This is a genomic window from Riemerella anatipestifer, from assembly GCF_035666175.1.
Lineage (GTDB): Bacteria > Bacteroidota > Bacteroidia > Flavobacteriales > Weeksellaceae > Riemerella > Riemerella anatipestifer_D.
Genome location: NZ_CP142016.1, coordinates 1739585 through 1760378 on the forward strand (window position 1 = coordinate 1739585; position 20794 = coordinate 1760378).

General features: G+C 35.5%; 19 protein-coding genes. 12 read left to right on the plus strand and 7 right to left on the minus strand.

What is annotated here, in order from left to right:
• Positions 1-28 precede the first annotated feature (28 nt).
• From VIX88_RS08500 to VIX88_RS08520, 5 genes are all read left to right on the plus strand, one after another.
• Positions 29-349: a DUF262 domain-containing protein gene (locus VIX88_RS08500; protein ID WP_081276948.1), complete on the plus strand. Its 321-nt coding sequence runs from the start codon at positions 29-31 to the stop codon at positions 347-349.
• On the plus strand, positions 318-1535 hold the full coding sequence (locus tag VIX88_RS08505; RefSeq protein ID WP_081276949.1) for a GmrSD restriction endonuclease domain-containing protein: 1218 nt from the start codon (positions 318-320) through the stop codon (positions 1533-1535). The genes VIX88_RS08500 and VIX88_RS08505 overlap by 32 nt, the downstream gene beginning before the upstream one ends.
• A 177-nt stretch (positions 1536-1712) precedes the next feature.
• Positions 1713-1883 (plus strand): hypothetical protein, encoded by a 171-nt coding sequence (locus VIX88_RS08510; RefSeq protein ID WP_153929380.1) that lies wholly within the window; start codon positions 1713-1715, stop codon positions 1881-1883.
• Between the two features lie 35 nt (positions 1884-1918).
• Positions 1919-3640, plus strand: coding sequence for a GmrSD restriction endonuclease domain-containing protein (locus tag VIX88_RS08515; RefSeq protein WP_237190452.1), 1722 nt, complete (start codon positions 1919-1921; stop codon positions 3638-3640).
• Between the two features lie 86 nt (positions 3641-3726).
• Entirely contained in the window at positions 3727-4605 is an 879-nt protein-coding gene (locus tag VIX88_RS08520) for an IS982-like element ISRa1 family transposase (protein WP_127919812.1), read from the plus strand.
• On the opposite strand, the gene VIX88_RS08525 is transcribed toward VIX88_RS08520, so the two are convergent.
• From VIX88_RS08525 to VIX88_RS08540, 4 genes are read right to left on the minus strand one after another with little or no spacing between them, the layout of a single operon-like run.
• The gene (locus VIX88_RS08525; protein WP_237190260.1) at positions 4602-5585 is read right to left on the minus strand and encodes a hypothetical protein; all 984 of its coding nucleotides are present in this window, start codon (positions 5583-5585) and stop codon (positions 4602-4604) included. The genes VIX88_RS08520 and VIX88_RS08525 overlap by 4 nt on opposite strands.
• A 28-nt stretch (positions 5586-5613) precedes the next feature.
• Positions 5614-5805 carry a hypothetical protein gene (locus VIX88_RS08530; RefSeq protein WP_237190261.1) on the minus strand — a complete coding sequence of 64 codons (192 nt, stop codon included), beginning with the start codon at positions 5803-5805 and terminating at the stop codon, positions 5614-5616.
• Between the two features lies 1 nt (position 5806).
• Positions 5807-6685 (minus strand): IS982-like element ISRa1 family transposase, encoded by an 879-nt coding sequence (locus VIX88_RS08535; protein ID WP_127919812.1) that lies wholly within the window; start codon positions 6683-6685, stop codon positions 5807-5809.
• Between the two features lie 41 nt (positions 6686-6726).
• Positions 6727-7287, minus strand: a complete 561-nt coding sequence (locus VIX88_RS08540) for a hypothetical protein (protein WP_237190262.1) — start codon at positions 7285-7287, stop codon at positions 6727-6729.
• 673 nt (positions 7288-7960) lie between these two features.
• Between VIX88_RS08540 and VIX88_RS08545 the strand changes: the two genes are divergently transcribed.
• From VIX88_RS08545 to msrB, 3 genes are read left to right on the plus strand one after another with little or no spacing between them, the layout of a single operon-like run.
• Positions 7961-8680 carry a hypothetical protein gene (locus VIX88_RS08545; protein ID WP_014937809.1) on the plus strand — a complete coding sequence of 240 codons (720 nt, stop codon included), beginning with the start codon at positions 7961-7963 and terminating at the stop codon, positions 8678-8680.
• Positions 8681-8692: 12 nt separating this feature from the next.
• Positions 8693-12925, plus strand: a complete 4233-nt coding sequence (locus VIX88_RS08550; RefSeq protein ID WP_214193756.1) for a WD40/YVTN/BNR-like repeat-containing protein — start codon at positions 8693-8695, stop codon at positions 12923-12925.
• Between the two features lie 40 nt (positions 12926-12965).
• Complete coding sequence (msrB, locus tag VIX88_RS08555; RefSeq protein WP_038693688.1) at positions 12966-13481, plus strand: peptide-methionine (R)-S-oxide reductase MsrB; 516 nt, start codon at positions 12966-12968, stop codon at positions 13479-13481.
• A gap of 10 nt (positions 13482-13491) precedes the next feature.
• On the opposite strand, the gene VIX88_RS08560 is transcribed toward msrB, so the two are convergent.
• Both VIX88_RS08560 and VIX88_RS08565 read right to left on the minus strand, forming a co-directional pair.
• A complete protein-coding gene (locus VIX88_RS08560) occupies positions 13492-13923 on the minus strand; it encodes a nucleoside deaminase (protein WP_038693686.1) in 432 nt (143 codons plus the stop codon).
• Between the two features lie 65 nt (positions 13924-13988).
• The gene (locus tag VIX88_RS08565) at positions 13989-14489 is read right to left on the minus strand and encodes a superoxide dismutase family protein (protein WP_014937805.1); all 501 of its coding nucleotides are present in this window, start codon (positions 14487-14489) and stop codon (positions 13989-13991) included.
• A 119-nt stretch (positions 14490-14608) separates the two neighbouring features.
• On the opposite strand from VIX88_RS08565, the gene menD reads away from it, so the two are divergent.
• Both menD and VIX88_RS08575 read left to right on the plus strand, forming a co-directional pair.
• The gene (menD, locus tag VIX88_RS08570; RefSeq protein WP_214193757.1) at positions 14609-16282 is read left to right on the plus strand and encodes a 2-succinyl-5-enolpyruvyl-6-hydroxy-3-cyclohexene-1-carboxylic-acid synthase; all 1674 of its coding nucleotides are present in this window, start codon (positions 14609-14611) and stop codon (positions 16280-16282) included.
• Between the two features lie 90 nt (positions 16283-16372).
• Entirely contained in the window at positions 16373-18505 is a 2133-nt protein-coding gene (locus VIX88_RS08575) for a S46 family peptidase (protein ID WP_214193758.1), read from the plus strand.
• A 69-nt stretch (positions 18506-18574) separates the two neighbouring features.
• Here VIX88_RS08575 and VIX88_RS08580 read toward each other — a convergent pair whose 3' ends face one another.
• A complete protein-coding gene (locus tag VIX88_RS08580) occupies positions 18575-19579 on the minus strand; it encodes a DHH family phosphoesterase (protein ID WP_064970090.1) in 1005 nt (334 codons plus the stop codon).
• Positions 19580-19750: 171 nt separating this feature from the next.
• On the opposite strand from VIX88_RS08580, the gene rpmH reads away from it, so the two are divergent.
• Both rpmH and VIX88_RS08590 read left to right on the plus strand, forming a co-directional pair.
• Positions 19751-19906 (plus strand): 50S ribosomal protein L34, encoded by a 156-nt coding sequence (rpmH, locus tag VIX88_RS08585; RefSeq protein ID WP_004917131.1) that lies wholly within the window; start codon positions 19751-19753, stop codon positions 19904-19906.
• A gap of 173 nt (positions 19907-20079) precedes the next feature.
• Entirely contained in the window at positions 20080-20790 is a 711-nt protein-coding gene (locus VIX88_RS08590) for a cell division ATP-binding protein FtsE (protein WP_004917134.1), read from the plus strand.
• Positions 20791-20794 lie beyond the last annotated feature (4 nt).

The window sequence follows — 20794 nt, forward strand, 5'->3', positions numbered from 1 at the left end:
TTTACCATTCATAATTTTTATCAAAATAATGGGAAATAATAGCATATCAATAAAACCAATTGCTGATTTATTAAAGTTCAATTTTTATATTCCGTCATATCAAAGAGGCTATCGCTGGACAGAACAACAAGTAACAGATCTACTAAATGACATTAATGAATTTACGCCAAAAGAAATTAAAAATTCTGATGAAAAAACTTGGTATTGCTTACAGCCTATTGTAGTAAAGCAAAAAGAAGCAAATGAATGGGATGTCATTGATGGTCAGCAACGACTTACAACAGTATTATTAGTTTTACACTATTTAAATCAAGGTTATGTTGAAACTAGACAAAAAAAAACTATTTAATCTAATATATGAAACAAGAGAAAACTCATCAGAATTTTTGAAAAAAGAATTGGATGGACAAACAATAGATGAAACTAACATCGATTACTATTTTATCTTTTCTGCATATAAAACAATATGTGATTGGTTTAAAGACCAAGGAGAGCAATTTGATATAAATACATTTGAATCAAAATTTAATTTTCATACGAAAGTTATTTGGTATGAAACCTCTAAAGCTGAAGATTCAATTGATATTTTCACTAGAATAAATAGTGGTAAAATTCCTTTAACAAATGCTGAATTAATAAAAGCACTATTCTTAAATAGTTCTAATTTCACAAATACAGATACAGAAAAACTTCGTTTGAAACAATTAGAAATCGCATCAGAATGGGATAGAATTGAGTACGCTTTACAAGATGATTCTTTTTGGTATTTCATAAACAAAAGTGAAAATAATGTTGCAACGAGAATTGAGTATATTTTCAATTTAATGTCTGACAATTTTGGTGATGACAAATATTCAACTTTCTATTTTTTTAGTGAAAAATTTAAAAACAAGACAGAAAATGAGATAAATGTTAATTGGCAAGAAATAAAAAAATATTTTCAAACTCTTGAAGAGTGGTACTATAATAGAGAATTATATCACAAAATTGGATATTTAATTTCAATAGGCACAAATATCAGAAGTATTCTTAAAGAAAAAAGAGAAAAAACTAAAACAGAATTTGCAAATTGGATAAAACAAGAGATAGAAGCAAATTTTAAACTTGTAAATCTGGAAGAATTAGAATACAATGGAAAATATGTAAGGGAGATTTTATTACTTCATAACATTCAAACAATGCTCAATAATGAAGAAGAGACCACTCGCTTCCCTTTTGAAAGATATAAAAAAGAATTATGGAATGTTGAACACATTCACGCGATTGCCACAGAAGTTAAAGTAAAAAAAGAAAGCCAAGTTGATTGGTTAAAAAACAATTTTATTAAAACAAATAATCACAAAGATGAAAAAATAAATAATCAGATAAAACAAATTATTGAGAATAATGACCCCATAAATGAAGAAGATTTTAGTGATATTGTTGATTACGTTTTAGGGGAAGAAGATAACAGTATAAAAAACCTTTGTTTATTAGATCGGGGAACAAATCGCTCTTACAAAAATGATTCTTTCAAAAAAAAAGAAAAAAAATAATTGAAAGAGAAATTGAAGGGACTTTTATTCCAATCTGCACCAAGAATATCTTTATGAAATATTATTCTGAAAATGTTAAAGATATAGAAATATGGAATGAAAGTGATAGAATATCTTATATCAATGAGATACAAAAAGTAATTGATCAGTATTTGCCTAAAACAGAATTTGAAGAACATGAATAACATTCAAACATCAGAAAAACTAACCTTTCATGAGTTGATCAGTAAACATTATATAGAAAATCCAATAATTCAACGAGATTATGCTCAAGGTAGAGAAGGAAAAGAAGAGATACGGACTAACTTTTTGAAAGCACTATTAGAAATTGTAAACGAAAAAAAATAGAATTAGATTTTGTTTATGGTAGTGTAAAAAATAATATTTTACAACCTCTTGATGGTCAACAGCGATTAACAACCCTATTCCTTTTATATTGGTTTATTGCAATCAAAGAAAATAAATTATCAGCAGAGTTAAAAAAACTTTTAACAAAATTCAATTATGAAACACGAACGAGTTCAAAAGAATTTTGCAATGATTTAATTGATAAAGGTATTGTTTATAATAAGGAACAAAAAATATCTGACCTTATAATAGATAGCCCTTGGTTCTTTCTCTCATGGAAAAGAGATCCAACCATAAAATCAATGTTAACTATGTTAGATGCAATTCAAGAAGTTTTTAAAGAAAAAACAAATGTTTGGGAAAAATTAAATAACATCAGCTTTCATTATATTGAAATGCAAAATTTCGGACTTTCCGATGATTTATATATTAAAATGAATGCGAGAGGTAAACCCCTGACAGATTTTGAAAATTTCAAGGCAAAATTCGAGCAATATATAAAACAAAATAATTGGGAAAACAATGAAAACCCAATGGAAACATTCTCTCACAAGGTTGATTCTCATTGGATAGATTTATTTTGGAATTACCGCAATGATGAAAATGTTTTTGATGAACAACTTTTAAATTTTTTCAGAACACTTGCCGTAATAAATTACACAATTAAAGCAAATAGTAAAGAAGAAAAGTTTAGAAAAAATCTTGATTTATTGAGAGGGAATCAAAAAGTTTCATTTAATAAATATTTGGAGTTAGATTGTTTTGACACTGAATATTTTAAAATGCTGAAATCTGTATTAAATAAAATATCTGACAAAAAAGGACTAAAAACATTTTTAACAGACGCAACTTATATAAACGAAAATGAAATTTTTAATGGTGCTATTAAAAATAATTTAGGATACGCTGAACTATTAAAATTATTTAGTTTCTATCAATATTTAACTAGTGATAGTGAAATAGACATAGCAAATCTACAAAATTGGTTGAGAATTGTTCGAAATCTTGTTGAAGCACACAGATTATATTATGATAATGCAAATACATTTGCAGACTCATTAGTATTCTTTTCAAAATTAATACTACATAAAAACAATATTATAGAATATTTTAGAGATTATGTAAATCCAGAAGAAAAAGGATTCCCAAAATTTATAATTGAAGAAGAAAAAACAAAAGCAAGATTAATTTCAGAAAATAATGATTGGAAAAATGCAATTATTAATATTGAAAACCACTCCTATTTTAATGGACAAATTGGATTTTTATTAGATTGGTGTAAAGATGAGAATAATCAATATTCCTTAGAAAACTTTACCAAATATTCAGAAAAAGCAAAAGCAATATTTAATAATGATGGATTAAAACATTTTGACAAATTTCTTTTTGAGAGAGCGTTATTAGCTACGGGTGATTATTTACTTAGTAAAGGGAGAAATCGTAGTTTTTTAATCAGTAAAGGACGTGATTTGCGTGACATTAGTTGGAAAAGACTTTTGCGTGACGATAGCGAACAGCGTAAGATTTTAAAAGTACTTTTCGATAAAATTAATCCTTCAACTTTAAATGAAGATTTAGAGAAAATTATAATAGACTTTTCTGACAAAAATGATTGGAGATATTATTTTATTAAACAGTATGAAATGATTGAAACTTGTGGAGAACAAAAACTTATAAGAAAGGATAGTAGCGGATTTGACATTCTTTTATTAGGTTCTTCGATGACGAGTGGATTTCATAAAGAATATTATTCTTAACCCGTTGTGCATTATGAAATGAAAAAAACAAGAGTTGTTTATTAGACTGAAAATCAGTATATTGTTTTTGCTATAAAACGATATAAATGAACAACATAGAGCAAATATATGAAAGAATTTTGGAAGTTTTAGGACTTTTTTCAGAAAATCAACTGATTAGTTATCAGAGAAGAACACCTAAAATGAGCGATTTAGAAGTCATAAGTCTTAATATTACTGCTGAATACTTGAGTATTGATAGCGAATTACAGTTATTTAGAAAATTGCCAAACTCTCTGATAAACAAAATTGAAAGAAGTGTTTACAATAAGCGAAAACGAAGACTATCCCTACAAACAGAGCAAATTAGACAACGTATTTCGATGGAGTTCAATGAGTTTGAAGATATTTTTATCGTTGATAGCATGCCAATGAAAGTTTGTGAAAACGCTCGTTCTACTCGTTCAAAAATTTGTAAAGAGCAATCCTATTCTTCACCAACATATGGTTATTGTGCTTCACAGAAATTATATTTCTATGGCTATAAACTACACGCAGTATGTTCTTTAAATGGTGTGATTAAGAATTTTGATATAAGCCCTGCATCCGTTCACGACATCCACTATTTAAAAGATATTGGTGAGCAAATGCGAAACTGTACTTTAATTGGAGATAGAGGCTATTTATCAGCAAAAGTTCAAATAGATTTATTTAACTATGCTAATATTAAATTAGATACACCAATGAGAAGTAATCAGAAAGATTATATTCCTCAATTTTCATTGTACAAGAAAAAGCGAAAACGAATTGAGACATTTTTCTCTCAACTTTGCGACCAATTTATGATTAAAAGAAACAATGCTAAAACTTTTGAAGGCTTTAAAACAAGGATAATCAGTAAAATAACCGCCGCAACGGTTATTCAATATATCAATAAATTTATCTTCCAAAGAAAATTAAATCATCTAAAAATCAGTATTATTTAAAATGCACAACGAGTTTGTTTTAAATAAACAAATATCCCATTACCTAAAGTAATTGTATGATCATTTATAACACTTCTATCTTCATAAAAGAAACCAGGTTCATCTATTCCACGGGCGCTTTCAGATATTTGTATCCATACCGATGCAGCACCATTATCTGCATTTCCTCCATTATTCGGATTAGGATTCTGCGTATAAAACCATCTGGAAACTAAAGTGTACCAGCCTGTTTTAGGAACAGTATAGGGACCGTAAACTACCACACCTTGCGAGTCTATTTCGTTTGGTTTTCCATTAGCATTCCACCAAGCATCAGGAGCAGCATAGTTAGGGGCTTTTAGAGCGGTACTTGTCCAAGTAGCCTTACCTTCAGCATCACTTGTTAAAACTTTTCCTGCGCCTTGGGTACCGTCTGCTATTCTTAACCCTCCAGCCACATCTAGCTTAGTAGTTGGGGCATCAGTACCAATCCCTATATTCCCTGCTCCCTTAAATACTAGGTTATTAGCTCCTAGAGTTACTGTTCTGTTACCTGCTAGAGTGCCATCTGCGGTGTAGAGGTTAGTAGATACCCCTCCGTCACTACTCAATCTTACCCATTCCCCATTAGCAACACTGCCTGTAGGAAAAGTTTGGTTAGGGTTTTTAAAATAGTAGAACCCTGGGCTTACACTCACTTGTTTTCCTCCCTTACTAGTATCGGATACCGTAAGACCTGTTCCCGAGTTATACACCACCATACCATCAAAGTAATTAGAAAACTTACCTGGATCAATTGAGGAGAGTTTAAACTCCCAAGTAGTTAAATTAGTAGTAGGAAAATACAACCCCTTTCCTAGAGTATTAGAAAACTGATTATAGTAAGAAGCGTCCATAAAAGGGTTTTCTCCTCCTATAGTATTAGTAGATTGATTTTGAACTTGAATTTGGGCATTAGCTGTAAAAAAAGCCAATAACCCTAATAAGATGATTTTTTTCATAACGATATAATTTAAGATAATACCTAGGCTAATAGCTACCGCCGATAAGGTACCAAATAGCACTATTTTCATCTTTTGGATCTTGTAATCCTGCCATGAGGATATGGGCTTTGCCAGAAGCCAAAGTGCTAACATTCTTAGGCTGATTGGTTCCAGAGTAAGCTAGTGCAGTATTGTGCTGATTGTTTACAGAAATTATTTTACCTAACTCGTTGTGCATTTTAAATAATACTGATTTTTAGATGATTTAATTTTCTTTGGAAGATAAATTTATTGATATATTGAATAACCGTTGCGGCGGTTATTTTACTGATTATCCTTGTTTTAAAGCCTTCAAAAGTTTTAGCATTGTTTCTTTTAATCATAAATTGGTCGCAAAGTTGAGAGAAAAATGTCTCAATTCGTTTTCGCTTTTTCTTGTACAATGAAAATTGAGGAATATAATCTTTCTGATTACTTCTCATTGGTGTATCTAATTTAATATTAGCATAGTTAAATAAATCTATTTGAACTTTTGCTGATAAATAGCCTCTATCTCCAATTAAAGTACAGTTTCGCATTTGCTCACCAATATCTTTTAAATAGTGGATGTCGTGAACGGATGCAGGGCTTATATCAAAATTCTTAATCACACCATTTAAAGAACATACTGCGTGTAGTTTATAGCCATAGAAATATAATTTCTGTGAAGCACAATAACCATATGTTGGTGAAGAATAGGATTGCTCTTTACAAATTTTTGAACGAGTAGAACGAGCGTTTTCACAAACTTTCATTGGCATGCTATCAACGATAAAAATATCTTCAAACTCATTGAACTCCATCGAAATACGCTGTCTAATTTGCTCTGTTTGTAGGGATAGTCTTCGTTTTCGCTTATTGTAAACACTTCTTTCAATTTTGTTTATCAGAGAGTTTGGCAATTTTCTAAATAACTGTAATTCGCTATCAATACTCAAGTATTCAGCAGTAATATTAAGACTTATGACTTCTAAATCGCTCATTTTAGGTGTTCTTCTCTGATAACTAATCAGTTGATTTTCTGAAAAAAGTCCTAAAACTTCCAAAATTCTTTCATATATTTGCTCTATGTTGTTCATTTATATCGTTTTATAGCAAAAACAATATACTGATTTTCAGTCTAATAAACAACTCTTGTTTTTTTCATTTCATAATGCACAACGGGTTTACCTATATATTTTTTAGGGTCTGGAAGGGCTATTTGCTGGTCTCCAGTTTGTGCTAAAGCAAAAGTATTAGGCACGCTCCATTCTGCAATATTGGCATGTGCTACTTCTCTAATATTACCAGTAATAGATTGCAGTGTCGCTCCTCCTGTGGTACTACTAGCTCCTGCTCCCAACTTTACCCAAACCCCTCCTTTAAAGAAGTAAAAGCCCGTAGCATCTACATTAACCGTGGTTCCTGAAGCAGCACCATCTGCCACAGAGCTAATGTAAAGCAAAGTAGATTCTGCTACACCCGACCCCATGTTGGCAGCTCTCAAACGGCTCACCCTAGGAATTAGCACTCCTTCTATAGTAGAAGCCGTGCTTAGACTGTTAGCAGTATTTGGTTTTATTTCTAAAGTAGCTTGAGGCTGAGATTCATTGATGCCTACTTTACCATCATACTGCCCATAAGCCATTAAACCTAAACCTAAAAAGGCACATACACTTAGTTTGGTTGTTTTTGTTTTCATAACATTTAATTTTAGAATTGTTGATATTTAATTGTTTAAGATTATAGAGGTTAGATATTGGATTTTAGAGGTTGGGAGGTTCGGTTTAAGGGTTGATGAGGCTGTACTAAGTTCTAACCTCTGAAATCTCACCTCTACCCTAAAAAAACGCCTCCCCCCTCTAAACACACACAAAATGAGGAGGAAGGCTAAAACAGAAAGAGCATTACGCTCCCTCTGAATACTAAAAGCACCCAACAAGAACGACCATGTTATGAGACAAAACAATGGTGCTTTTAGTAAGTAAGTATGAAAGCTAAATTTAGAATGGTATAAACACCAAAAGCTCCCAACGAAAGTTGGGGGAACGATATTTTGGCTTAACGATAAAAGTCTAAAGAATTTGCTAAATAGTCGGACGCATACCCACGAAACTACCTGTGTGTGTTTGCACAATTATCTGAAACTACCAAATAATTGGGGTGCTTTTTTACACTTGTTTGTATGTTACTGATATTGCGTGTCATAAAACTAAGGCAAACTTATCATCTTTTGCGGAAGTATGCAAATTTTTAATGTGTTTTTCATTGATTAATACTAAAAATATCTTAAATAGGAAGTGATATTAAATTTTTATTAAGAATAAGATTAATAATATTTATTGTAAATTTGCCCCTTCTTTAAAAATAAAATTATGAAAAAACATGTATATTCTTTATTTTTAGCCGTTGTGTCTGTGTCTGCATTTTCTCAGGTAGGAATCAATGAATCAGATCCAAAAGCTATTCTAGATATTAAAGTTAAAGACCCCGATAATCCAGACTCTTCCGCTGGTATCCTAATCCCCAGAGTGTCCCAAAATCCGGCAAAAGGCAACGAAAAAGGGCAGCTTATTTTTAATACCACCGAAAACCGCTTTCTCTTTTGGGACGGTGCGTCGTCTTGGGTCCCGATAAGCCAAGGAGGCCCATCATCCAGTCCTGCGGCCCAAAACTACGCTTATTTTACAGATACCCGAAGTGCCAGTCCAATTTCGGTAAACCAAAACTCCAGCGAGAGCCTTATTCCCAACACCGCCGTTGAGTTCACCCTGAACGCCCAAACAAATGTTCAGTTTAACGCTACTGTAAACTTCAAAGGAAGAAGCTCCGCTTTTGCCCCATTATTTAAACTGAAACTTACCAATACTGCGGACAGCACTTCGGAAATTATTGACAAAGCCTCCAATACCTTCTTATCCGACGGTATTACAGACTACTACGGCAATATGCAGTTATTAGCCATAAAACAACTCCCTGCCGGAAGTTATAAAGCCGAGATTATAGCCACCTATAATACTTGTTGCAATTTCAATTTTACTTATGAAGTGGGTGGTAGCGATACGCCCGTAAGCCTATTAGTTCAGTACAAATAAAAGATATAAACAATGTTAAGATACTTATTTGCCCTTTTTCTGCTTTTGGTAGGTACACTAAAAGCACAGACAGATGAGGTACCCACTTTCTACAAAGAAATGCAGAAGCACAGACCTAATGTGTTCGTTGTAGATTCCCTATACGATATTTACAGAGCAAATACCTCTTTAGACTTTGATGCCGAAACCTTGGAAGAAATCAAAAGGATGAAGGCGTCTAACCCGAATAAAGTAGAAAAGTCCCCTTGGCTGTCCAATGCAAGGCAAGAAAACAGCCCCATCAAAAAAGAGTTCCGCAGCGAATACGAAAAAAAATACCTCGAATGGCGAAGAGAAATCCAGCCCTACATCAACGAAGAGGGCTATATCGACTACCCCTCCGCCCAAGAGCGTAACCAAACTTTTTCCCAAAGACCCAAAACCCCTTTTCTAAAAAAGGTTTTAAGGAGTTTAGGCCTTGCCTCAAGCGGGACTTCGTCCAATATCTATGACAGTTCCGAAACGCCCTATCACGCCACTTTTTCGGGGTGGCACTACTATGGTCCCGTTCAGTTGCTTTCCAATACGGGGCAAAACAATGTGGTGAGCCAAGCCAATGTAAGAGCCTTTGCCCAGTCGCCCACCAATCCCAACCATACCGTGTGTGCGGTGGAAAGCGGCACGGTCTATATCTCTCACGACAAAGGCAAAATGTGGCACTTAGCCACTAAAGGCTACGATATTAGGGAGGTTACCGCCCTAAGTTTTTCGGCTTCGGACGAGAAGGTCATTTTTGTAGGAGGGGCTCACGGGCTCTATATCTCACGGGACGGCGGCGTTACTTGGACGATTCTTACCAACTTTAATAATCTAACCCGATATGCAGGCATAGGGAATAATGTGTCTAAAATCATTAGTGTTGCTACCGATGGTAACGCCGTAAACGACAATGTCCTAATGGCAACCAACCGAGGGATTGTAAAACTAAAACAAACGGGAAGCGGCTCGTCGGTAAGCTACCAGTACGAAGTAAAACTTCCGCTTTGTGTTACGGATATTGTTAAGCGCCCTAACTCCGATAATGAGTTTTATGCCGTAGCCTATGATGCTGCCACCAATTTTATGTATTTCTACAAGTCCACCGACGGCGGAGAAACTTGGGTGAAAAAAGGCACCGAAGGAAAAGGCTGGTACGAACCTGCTAAAAAAATGGCTAATGTTTGGGGGGCAAGACTTGCCATAACCCCCGCTGATGACCAAGTGGTGTATGCGTACATTATTGCCAACCAAACCTCAAGAGATAATGGGCATTGGGGCGTGTACCGAAGCAATGATGCAGGGGAAAATTGGACGCTCCCTAACCCTAACGGTCCCGGAGCAGGAACAAGAGGCTACAACAACTCCAACAATATCAACTTAGCCACTTTCCCTTTCCAGCCTACGGGAAGCTACACGCAAGGGTTTTACAACTGTGCCATCATTGCCTCACCGACTAATGCCAATACCATTATCGTGGGAGGGCTTAATGCCTACATTTCGAGAGATGGTGGGCAAACGTTTAAATATTTCGGAGGCTATTGGGGACCCAAGTCGTTGCACGCCGATATGCAGACCTTTTATCAGCAGACCAACGCCGATGGTAGCACAGATACTTGGCTCACTACCGATGGAGGTATCAACTACTCCACCGACTTTTTTGAAGCGATGGACGAAGTGAGAACTTTCGGACTGGGCGGCGACTATTGGGGCTTTGACCTTGGAGAGTATAATACCAATATGGGAGGCGGTATGTACCACAACGGCGACAGCTATCATGTGTCTACCTACGGCAAAGGCGTATTCAAGCACTTAGGCGGTGGCGAAAGTTCTACGGGGTATGTTCTTCCGGGTAATGACGAAAGGCATTTCTTCTTTTCGGATTTCTCGGGCATCATTGCTTCGCCCGAAGTTAATACCTCTTACTCTCCAGCGTATAAGTTAGACCCAATCCCTTCGGAACCCTATGCGGGAAGAGGGCTCCCTTACTATACCCAAAGAGATCACAACGGGAATATGTATTATTTTACGCAGACCAAAGAAGAAAAGGTTTTGGGTAAATTCAAATTACAAGTTTACAATTATAAGGATAATAAAGTGTATCTGTTAAAGGAAATGACTACCTCGAAAGACACTGCCCCACAGCAGTATATGGTGTCTTTCTCTAATCCTTTGTATCAGTATTTAATCGTGAATAACAAGTTGTATGCTTCTACCGACGGAGGGAAAAATTGGGAAGAAAAAACAACGCCTTTTGCCAATAATATGAGTTTGGCGATTGTGGATAACGACCCCAAAACCATTTATGTGTTGAGAACCTACACTACAGGAAACAATGTTTTAAAAGTGAGTAATGATGGCGGAAGCACCTTTCAAAATATTGATAACCCCAATACTAACCGTAATTACAAGCATATCCTAAATGTAAGAGGAACCGATGTGATTTTTCTTTTCGGAAATAACCAGTCCAAAGTGCATTATTATATTGATGGTACTTGGAAAGAATACAGTGAGGATTTGCCTTTTAACCTCAACATCTTGGAACCCAAAATCCAATACCGTACGGGCGAGTTTTTTATGGCGACCAGCGGAAGCGGGATTTGGACCAGAAAACTCCCTGATGATGTTTTAGCTAAAATGAACGTGGTTAAAATCAACATCGAATCGCCGAAGAAAACCACCGTGGTTAAAGATTTTACTTTTGAGGTGAGTAATATTTCCCTCTATTATGGTAAAACCATCGTGAGCCGCCAGTGGGAATTCCCCGGAGCAGCACAAGTAAACAATGCCGAAACCGATAAGCCTTCCGTGGTCTATAATAAATACGGAAAGTTTGGCGTAAAACTAACTTTAACCGATAGCGAAGGGCAAAACTATACCCAGACCTTCCCCGATTTTTTCACGGTGTACCCTTACTGTGCTTGTGATGCTCCAAATGTTATGAAGGAGCTTATTGGCAATATATCCGTATGGGTAGATGCCGATAGAACCAATATGCAAAACCAAACCGTAACCGACCGGATAACGGGCGAAGTGTATAGCCTCGTTAATACCGCTGGAATGAGTTTGGAAAAAACACCCGACCTCCACAACGGAAAGCCGGTACTAAGTTTTAAAGCCAATAACAGCTATATTGATTTAGGGAAAACCTATGAGGGCAAAACCTTTTTTGTGGTTTCCAAGCTCAACCCGAATGCCAATAATGCTTTCAACTTCCTATTAGGGGATAATGGAAGCGCCGATTTTCATAGCAATGGACGATTGGGCAGCATCTTTAGTTCAGCCTATATGTCCGACAGACAGCGGTTCAATTCTGCTAATAACGGAAGAACCCAAATCAACGGGATTAACCGAAATTTTTTCAACACCAATTTTTATACGGATAAGCTCTCCGTGTACGCTATGCGTGTGGCCGATGGCAAAACCGGAGCAAGGGTAAGATACATTTCCAAAGACCGAAACTTTTCCGACCGTACTTGGAGAGGCGAAGTCGCCGAGGTGATTGTTTTCGACAAGTCCCTTACCGATGAGGAAATGACCCAAGTGAACGAGTATCTTATGACCAAGTATGCCTTGAAGACCGAGGTCCAAGACCTTCCGTCCTCCATACCGGGGCTCATTGCCCGCATAAATGCCGACGGAGCAGACCTTAACAATAAAGTCGTATTGGACTACGTTGCAAAATCGGCTTATGATATGCTCAATCCCGTTGCTTTTGAAATCAAAACTTCGGGGAAGAATAACCAAAAGGTGATTAACATAAAACCGGATTACAGCAACGCACATCTCCAACTTAACACCACCTACGAAGGCAAAACCTTTTTTGTGGTTTCCAAGCTCCATGCGGATACCAAAAGCAACTTTAGTTTTCTTTTGGGAAGCGATGCCACCGATTTTCATAGTGGCGGAAGATTGGGTCCCATATTATCTTCGTCTGCTATGCGCGATAGTGAACTGTTTTTTCCGCTTGATGATGGACTTACCATGATTAACAACCGACCAGTCAGCTACTTCTCCACCAATTTCAATACCTCCCAACTCACCCTTTACACCCTAAGGGTGGCCAATGGAAAACCCGCTGCCAAAGTGAGTAAAGTCTCCAAAGACCGCAACGACATCAGGCGGGTTTGGCAAGGTGAAATCGGGGAAGTGCTCATCTACGACCGACAGCTAAGCGATGAGGAAGTTCAGCAAATCAATGCTTATCTTATGCAGAAATTTGGTTTGTAAAAACAGAATATATCATTAAAAAATCCCTACTTTTGTGATGATGAAATCAATAATTATCTCATTAGTAGGGATTTTTTCTTTACTACAATGTTTACCCAAAAACTCTAATATGGAAAAGCCTCAATCTATCAAAAAGAATCCTTACTATTCTCGTACAGACTCTACTCCAGTAAAGTTGTCCAATGAAGAATGGCATAAGGTACTTTCGCCAGAGCTTTATTCTATTGCTAGAGAAGCTGCAACGGAAAGACCTTTCACAGGCATATATAACGATTTTGATAAAAAGGGAAATTACTATTGTGCCGCTTGTGGTAACCATTTGTTTAAGTCAGACTATAAGTTTGCGTCTTCCTGCGGTTGGCCAAGTTTTTTTGAAGTGAATAAAGAAGGTGTTATCTATAAGAGAGATTCTTCTCACGGTATGGAACGTACCGAAGTTTTATGCAAAAGATGCGAAGCTCATTTAGGGCATGTGTTTAATGATGGACCTCCACCCACGGGCATACGCTATTGTATGAACTCTATAAGTTTAGATTTTGTTCCTGAAGGAGAATAAGTTATAATTTTTACCTCTTAGATTTAAAAAACTCTTTTACTAGATTACGGCAATCGTCTTCCATAATTCCAATGGAAATTTGGGTTTTGGGGTGAAGGTTAATGTTTTGGTTTAAAAAGCCTCTATGCTCGTCTCTAGCACCTATAACCACTCTAGAAATTTGAGACCAAAATAAAGCTCCAGCACACATAGTACAAGGTTCTAATGTAACATACATAGTACAGTCTTTAAGGTATTTGCCTCCTAGAGCGTTAGCCGCAGAAGTTATGGACTGCATCTCTGCATGAGCAGTAACATCATTAAGAGTTTCTGTAAGATTATATCCTCTAGCAATTACTCTCTCATTGTGTACAATTACACAGCCCACAGGTACCTCATCTTTTTCAAACGCATTTAAAGCCTCCTGAAGGGCCATTCGCATAAAGTATTCGTCTGTAAACATATCTGTTATAAACAAAAGGCGAAGCAACCCTTGTCATCACTTCGCCTAAAAATATTGTATTCTAATTATTCCTTTATCTCTACACAGCCCACTCTTCCACCTGCATTACCTGTGGGTTGAGTACGATAATCATCTTCTCCAGCGTGGATGATAATAGATTTATTGTAAAGGTTTTTAGTTTCGTCTTTACAGCCCAAACACCATTTATCTGTACTAAATGTAAGCGTTGCATGTCCGTTTTTATCGGCATTGAGGTTTCCTATATCTCCCATGTGGAAATGTTCAGTATCCCACTTTCCGTGGTGATGTCCTGTAGGGTTCCAGTGTCCACCAGCAGAAGAACCGTCTTTAGCTGAGCAATCTCCAAACTCGTGAATATGAATGGCATGTTTACCAGGCGTTAGGTTGTAAACATCTATATTCAAAATAACCGTTTTAGCTTTTTGGGTAAAAGTAGCAGTACCCTTTGTATCGGTATTACTTTTAGACTGTATAGTGTAAGTTTTGCTTGTAACACAAGAGGTTAAAACTAAAACACTTCCTAATAACAAACTTAGTTTTTTCATTTGATTAAAATTTTTGATAAAGTTAAAAAAAATATTATAAATATAATATTTACACGGCACTACATTCTTCCTTACCTCAAAAATACCTTACCTTTGCATAAAGTTTTTTAAGATTTTCTATGAAACAATATACCTCTAAACGTAGCATACAAATTTTAGCACATTTGCTATCTCAATATGGCATTAGTAACATTGTAATTTCTCCTGGTTCTAGAAATGCCCCTATGGCGATACATTTTACAGAATTTGAAGAGTTTAATGTTTATAGCATAGTGGACGAAAGAAGTGCTGGGTTTGTAGCATTGGGCATGGCAAAGAGTCAGAAGAAGCCTGTGGCTTTGTCTTGTACCAGTGGTTCTGCGGTGGCTAATTATTACCCTGCGGTGGTAGAAGCTTTTTATCAAAATGTTCCTTTGTTGTTACTAACCGCCGATAGACCTTCTGATTATACTGATATTTTTGATGGACAAACCATTAGACAAAATCAGATTTTTCAACAGCATTCTTATGGTGATTTTCAACTTTTGGAGGATAGCCACGAAGAAGCCGATGAGCATAATTTTAAAACCATTAAAACAGCCATAGGACTTTGTTTAGAGAAGCAAGGTCCTGTGCATATCAATATTCCTTTAGAGGAGCCTTTATACAATTTGGTATCCGAAATTCCCGTAATGCCTACCATAGAAAAAGAGAGCAAAAATAATGGTTTTGAGTTAGATAGTACTTTAGTAGCAGAATGGAATACTTCCAAAAAGATAATGATTCTTACGGGAACTTTGGATAAAAATCCAGAGTTGGAAGCCTATCTTTCTCAGTTAGTTAAAAATCATACAGCGGTGGTTTTAACGGAGGTTAACTCTAACCTTCACAACGAGAAGTTTTTTGGGCATATAGACCGTTATATTTTCAATTTAGAGGAGAAAGATTTTCCAAACTATGCTCCAGATTTACTTATTACTATTGGGCAAAATGTAGTTTCTAAAAAGATAAAACATTTTCTACGAAAATCTCAAATCAAAAATCATTGGCATATAGATGAGCATTGGCACCCAGATACCTACTTTGTGTTTAATAGAAAAATTAAAACCAAAGCTGAAGAGTTCTTTAAAAAACTTATACAGGGTATCAATCTAGAGCCAAGAACCTATTTTAATCTTTGGGAGGGTCTTAAGAATAAACTAGATGCTAAGCATGAGGAATATGTTTCTTTAGCACCGTTTTCCGATTTTAAATGCTTTGAAATTATCACCCAAAATACACCAAAAGAATACAATATCCACATTTCTAATAGTTCAGCTATAAGGTATGCGCAGTTATTTGATTTTCAGTATCAAAATACAATCTACTGTAACAGAGGAACTAGCGGTATAGATGGTTGTACCTCTACGGCTATGGGTTTTGCTATTGCTAACGAAAAACCTACGCTTCTCATCACGGGAGATATTAGCTTTTTCTATGACATCAATGGACTTTGGAACCCTTATATTCCGCCTTATACTAGGATTATTATACTCAATAATGGAGAGGGTAATATTTTCCGTATCATACCAGGACCTGATACTACTAATGCAATGGACGAGTTTATCGCTACTAAACACTCTAAGAATACCGAAACTATTGCCAAACATTTTGGGTTTTCGTATTTCAGAGCGGAAGATTTGGTAACCGTAGAACGGAGTTTACCTCATTTCTTCTCCCCTGATGCTAAGCCTAAAATATTGGAAATTTATACCAAAAATGCTTCTTCGGAAGAGGTGCTTAAAGCATATTTTAAAAGTTTAAAACTAGATTGATGAGTGTATTTCCTCAATTTGTTGTTTTATTTTGAAATGCTTAATTTTAGCCCATCGAACTTTTTAAATATTTAAAATTATAAATCGAACATGAAAAGATTGTTTCTTGGACTCACATTTTTGTTGAGTTTCCTACAAGCGAAAGCAGATGAAGGTATGTGGCTTCTGATGCTAGTTAAAAGATTAAATGGTGTGGATATGCAGAAGCAAGGGCTTCATCTAACACCTGAAGAAATTTACTCTGTTAATAACTCCAGCCTTAAAGATGCTATTGTAAGTTTTGGTGGTTTCTGTACAGGTGAAATTGTATCTCCAGAAGGTATGATTTTTACCAATCACCACTGTGGGTATGGTGCTATAGCAGCACTTTCTACACCTAAAAAAGACCACTTGACTAATGGTTTTTGGGCAATGAAAAAATCTGAAGAACTTAATGCTAAAGGGCTTTATGTAAGATTTTTGGAAAGAATGGGAGATGCTACAGAACGCATCAACTCTAAACTTAATAATAATATGACTGCTTCTGAAAGAGAAGCTATTATAAAAGCTGAATACGAGGCTATCAAAAAAGAAAATTCCGAAAATGGTAAATATACCGTTGTTATTAAGGATTTCTTTAATGGTAACGAGTTCTATTACTTCGTGTACAGAGATTATACCGATGTTCGTTTGGTAGGTACACCTCCTGCATCTTTGGGTAAATACGGTGGAGATACAGATAACTGGGAGTGGCCTAGACATACAGCGGATTTTAGTATCTTCCGTGTGTATGCAGACAAAAACGGAAATCCGTCTGAATATAATGTGAATAATGTTCCTCTTAAGCCAAAACATTTCCTTCCTATCTCTTTAAAAGGAGTAAAGCCAGGAGATTTTGCAATGATAATGGGCTACCCAGGGAGAACTAATAGATATTTAACTTCTTATGGTATTTCTCAACTTGTTAATAAAGATTATCCAGCATGGGTAGAGGCTTCTAAAACAGCTATGGATGTGATGAAGAAGTATATGGATAAAGATGATGCTACAAGATTAGGTTATGCTTCACAATATGCTTCTGTGGCTAACTATTGGAAAAATAGAGCAGGTACTATAGAGGCAGTTAATAAAAATGGTACTATTGGAGAAAAGCAAGATTTGGAAAATAGATACTTGCAGTGGGCTGTTCAGCCAGCTAATGATGCTACTTATGGTAATGTACTTAATGAAATAAAAGCTTACTATAACCAAGTATCTGATAGAAATGTAGAAAAAAACTATAGCCTTATCTTACAAAGAAATGCTAAGTACATAGGTGTAGCTTACCGTTTAGGAAGCTTATTTAAAACTTATGCAGACCAGGATAAAGCTGGGCAAGATAAAATGAAGCCAGAGCTTGAAAAAGCAATAAATGACTACTATGAACACTTTGATGTTCAACTAGAAGGAGAAATGTTAAGTAAATTAGTAAGTCTGTACCAAGTAAGAGTAAAAAAAGAAGCTCAATCTAAAACACTAGCTAGTTCTAACGCATCAGAGCTTGCTAATTTAGCTTATGCTTCTATATTTGCTAATAAGCAGTCTGCAACTCAATTCCTTAATAATCCTGATAGGCTTAAAATTGATGGGGATAAACTTTATCAATGGGCTAACGCTTACATTACAGACCAAAGACTTCAAATGGAAACTTATGTAAAAGTAGAAGAAGCTTTTGATAAGAACACTAGATTATTCTTAGACGGTCTTAGAAAAGCGGTTCCTGAGAAGAAATATTATCCAGATGCTAACTCTACAATGCGTTTAACTTACGGTAAAGTAGATACACTTCCATTCCGTTCAGATAGACTTTATCATGGTGTTACTAATAATTACTACACTAATATGGAAGGTCTTATCGCTAAGTACAAAAAAGGAGATGAGGAGTTTGATTTACCACAAAGAGTATTAAAACTATACAAAAATAAAGACTATGGTATCTATGCAGATAAGGCAGGATATATGCCTGTAAACTTCTTATCTGATAATGATATTACAGGAGGGAATTCAGGTTCTCCAGTGATAGATGCTAATGGACATTTAATAGGTATTGCCTTTGATGGAAATAGTGAAGCTCTAAGTGGAGATATCGTATTCGAGCCTAAATTACAGAAAACTATAAATGTAGATGTAAGATTTGTACTTTGGGTAACAGACAAATATGCAGGTGCTAAAAACCTAATACAAGAAATGAAATTAGTAAAATAAGTTATTTACTAAAGTCGGATAAATTTAATAAAAGCAGTACAAATATGAAAATTTGTACTGCTTTTTGTGCTAAATATCCCATTGCAAGGCTATTTCTTTAAAGTCTTGTATGGTGTCTTCTATACTTTTATGATATCTTCCTCCCGCAGCATTTATGTGTCCACCTCCGTTAAAATATTGTCTAGCAAACTGGTTAACATCAGCAGTATCTTTACTTCTAAATGAAATTTTTATAAAATCCTCATAAAGGTCTTCCATAAAGAAAGCGGAAACTTTTACACCAAGTAAACTAAGTCCATAGTTTACAAAACCTTCAGTGTCTCCCTTTTGGAAACCATACGTTTGTAGTTCAGAGCGTTTGAGCCAAAGAATGGCGATTTCTCCGTTTTTTATCAATTCTATTCTTCCTAATATCAAAGATAATAGATTGAGTCTTGAAATAGTATTGGTATCCCAAGTGTTTGAAGTAATATTAGCAGGGTCTGCACCGTGTTCAATCAGTTGAGCGATAATCCTATGAGTTGTGGCACTGGTAGATCTAAACCTAAATCCACCTGTGTCAGTCATAATTCCTGTGTAGAGGCATTCTGCAATGGATTGGTTGAGTTTTTGAGTGCCTTCTAAAGCCTCTATAAAATGAAATACCATTTGAGAAGTTGCGGGGATACTCGTGTCGGAGTAGACGAAGTCAAAAGCGTCTGGCTGTTGATGATGGTCTATTAAAATTTTAGTAGCAGGAGATTTACTTACCCATTCTCCCACAATACCAATACGAGAAAGAGTGTTGAAATCTAGACAAAAAATAACATCAGCATCTTTTATCAGTTCAAAAGCTTTTTTCTTTTTATACTCTGCAATGGTAATTTTTTTAGCTTCGGGCATCCATTTAAGAAATTTTGGAAAGTCATTAGGGACAATAACTTCCGCTTCCACATTTAGAGTTGCTAAAAAATGTTTTAGTCCCAAACTAGAGCCTATAGCATCTCCGTCTGGGTTATAATGGGTGATGATAACAATTTTATTATCAGGTGTTATCAGGTTTTGTATATCTTTAATTTCTTGTGAACTAAACATTTTTTTGTTCTTTTTTGATGAGACTGCAAAGATAGATAAGCCAAATTAAAATGAGATGTAAATACAGAATAAAAAAATATTTTTGTGTTGAGGTTTGTATATTTTAAAAAAATATTTATCTTTGCAGTCTCAAAAAAGAAAGAATATTACTGACCTATAATAAAGACTGTAATGAAAAGAACATTTCAACCATCAGAAAGAAAAAAGAGAAATAAGCACGGATTCCGTGAGAGAATGTCAACGCCTAACGGAAGACGTGTATTAGCTGCTAGAAGAGCTAAAGGCAGAAAAAGATTAACAGTGAGTGTATCTCGTGCTAAAAGATAGTATGTAAATATTGTCTGTATTGTACAGGCATTATGCTATTTTACTTTACTGTATAAAATCGTGCTTGAAAGATAATTTTTTTTCAAGCATTTTTTGTTGTTAAAATTTCCTAAAATTGATTTGAACCTCAAAAGTTTTATTTATTTTTGAAGTTCATATTAAAAATATCCAAAATGCCACATAGAAACGAAGAAGGAAGTAGTATCATAAGCCTTAAAAATGCTAAAATAGTTCAGAAAAACTTTACGGTTTTAGATGGTGTTGACCTTGAAATTAAAAAGGGTGGTTTTTGCTATCTTATTGGTAAAACAGGTTCAGGTAAGAGTTCCTTGCTTAAGGTTCTTTATGGGCATTTGCCTTTAAAAGAGGGGAAAGGTACGGTAGCGGGGTTTGATTTAGCAAGTCTTAAAACTTCGGATATTCCTAATCTTAGAAGAAAATTAGGAATTGTATTTCAGGATTTTCAGCTTCTTACAGATAGAAGTGTGGAAAAAAATCTTCGTTTTGTACTTCAGGCAACGGGTTGGAGCGATAAAGCAAAAATGGACGCTAGAATAGATGAGGTGTTGGCAAGTGTTGGTATGAAAACCAAGAAGCATAAAATGCCACACGAATTATCTGGAGGAGAACAGCAGAGGGTGGCCATAGCAAGAGCATTGCTTAATCATCCGCAACTTATTTTGGCTGATGAACCAACGGGGAATTTAGACCCAGAAACTTCTAATGATATTATGACTTTGCTAAAGAGAGTGGCCCAGGAGAACGAAGCGGCTGTACTCATGGCAACGCATGATTATCATATGATACAAAACTTTCCTGGAGAGGCTATTAAGTGTAATGCAGGCAAGGTTTCAGTAATGGCTACAGAGGAGTTGTTTGAGTAATATA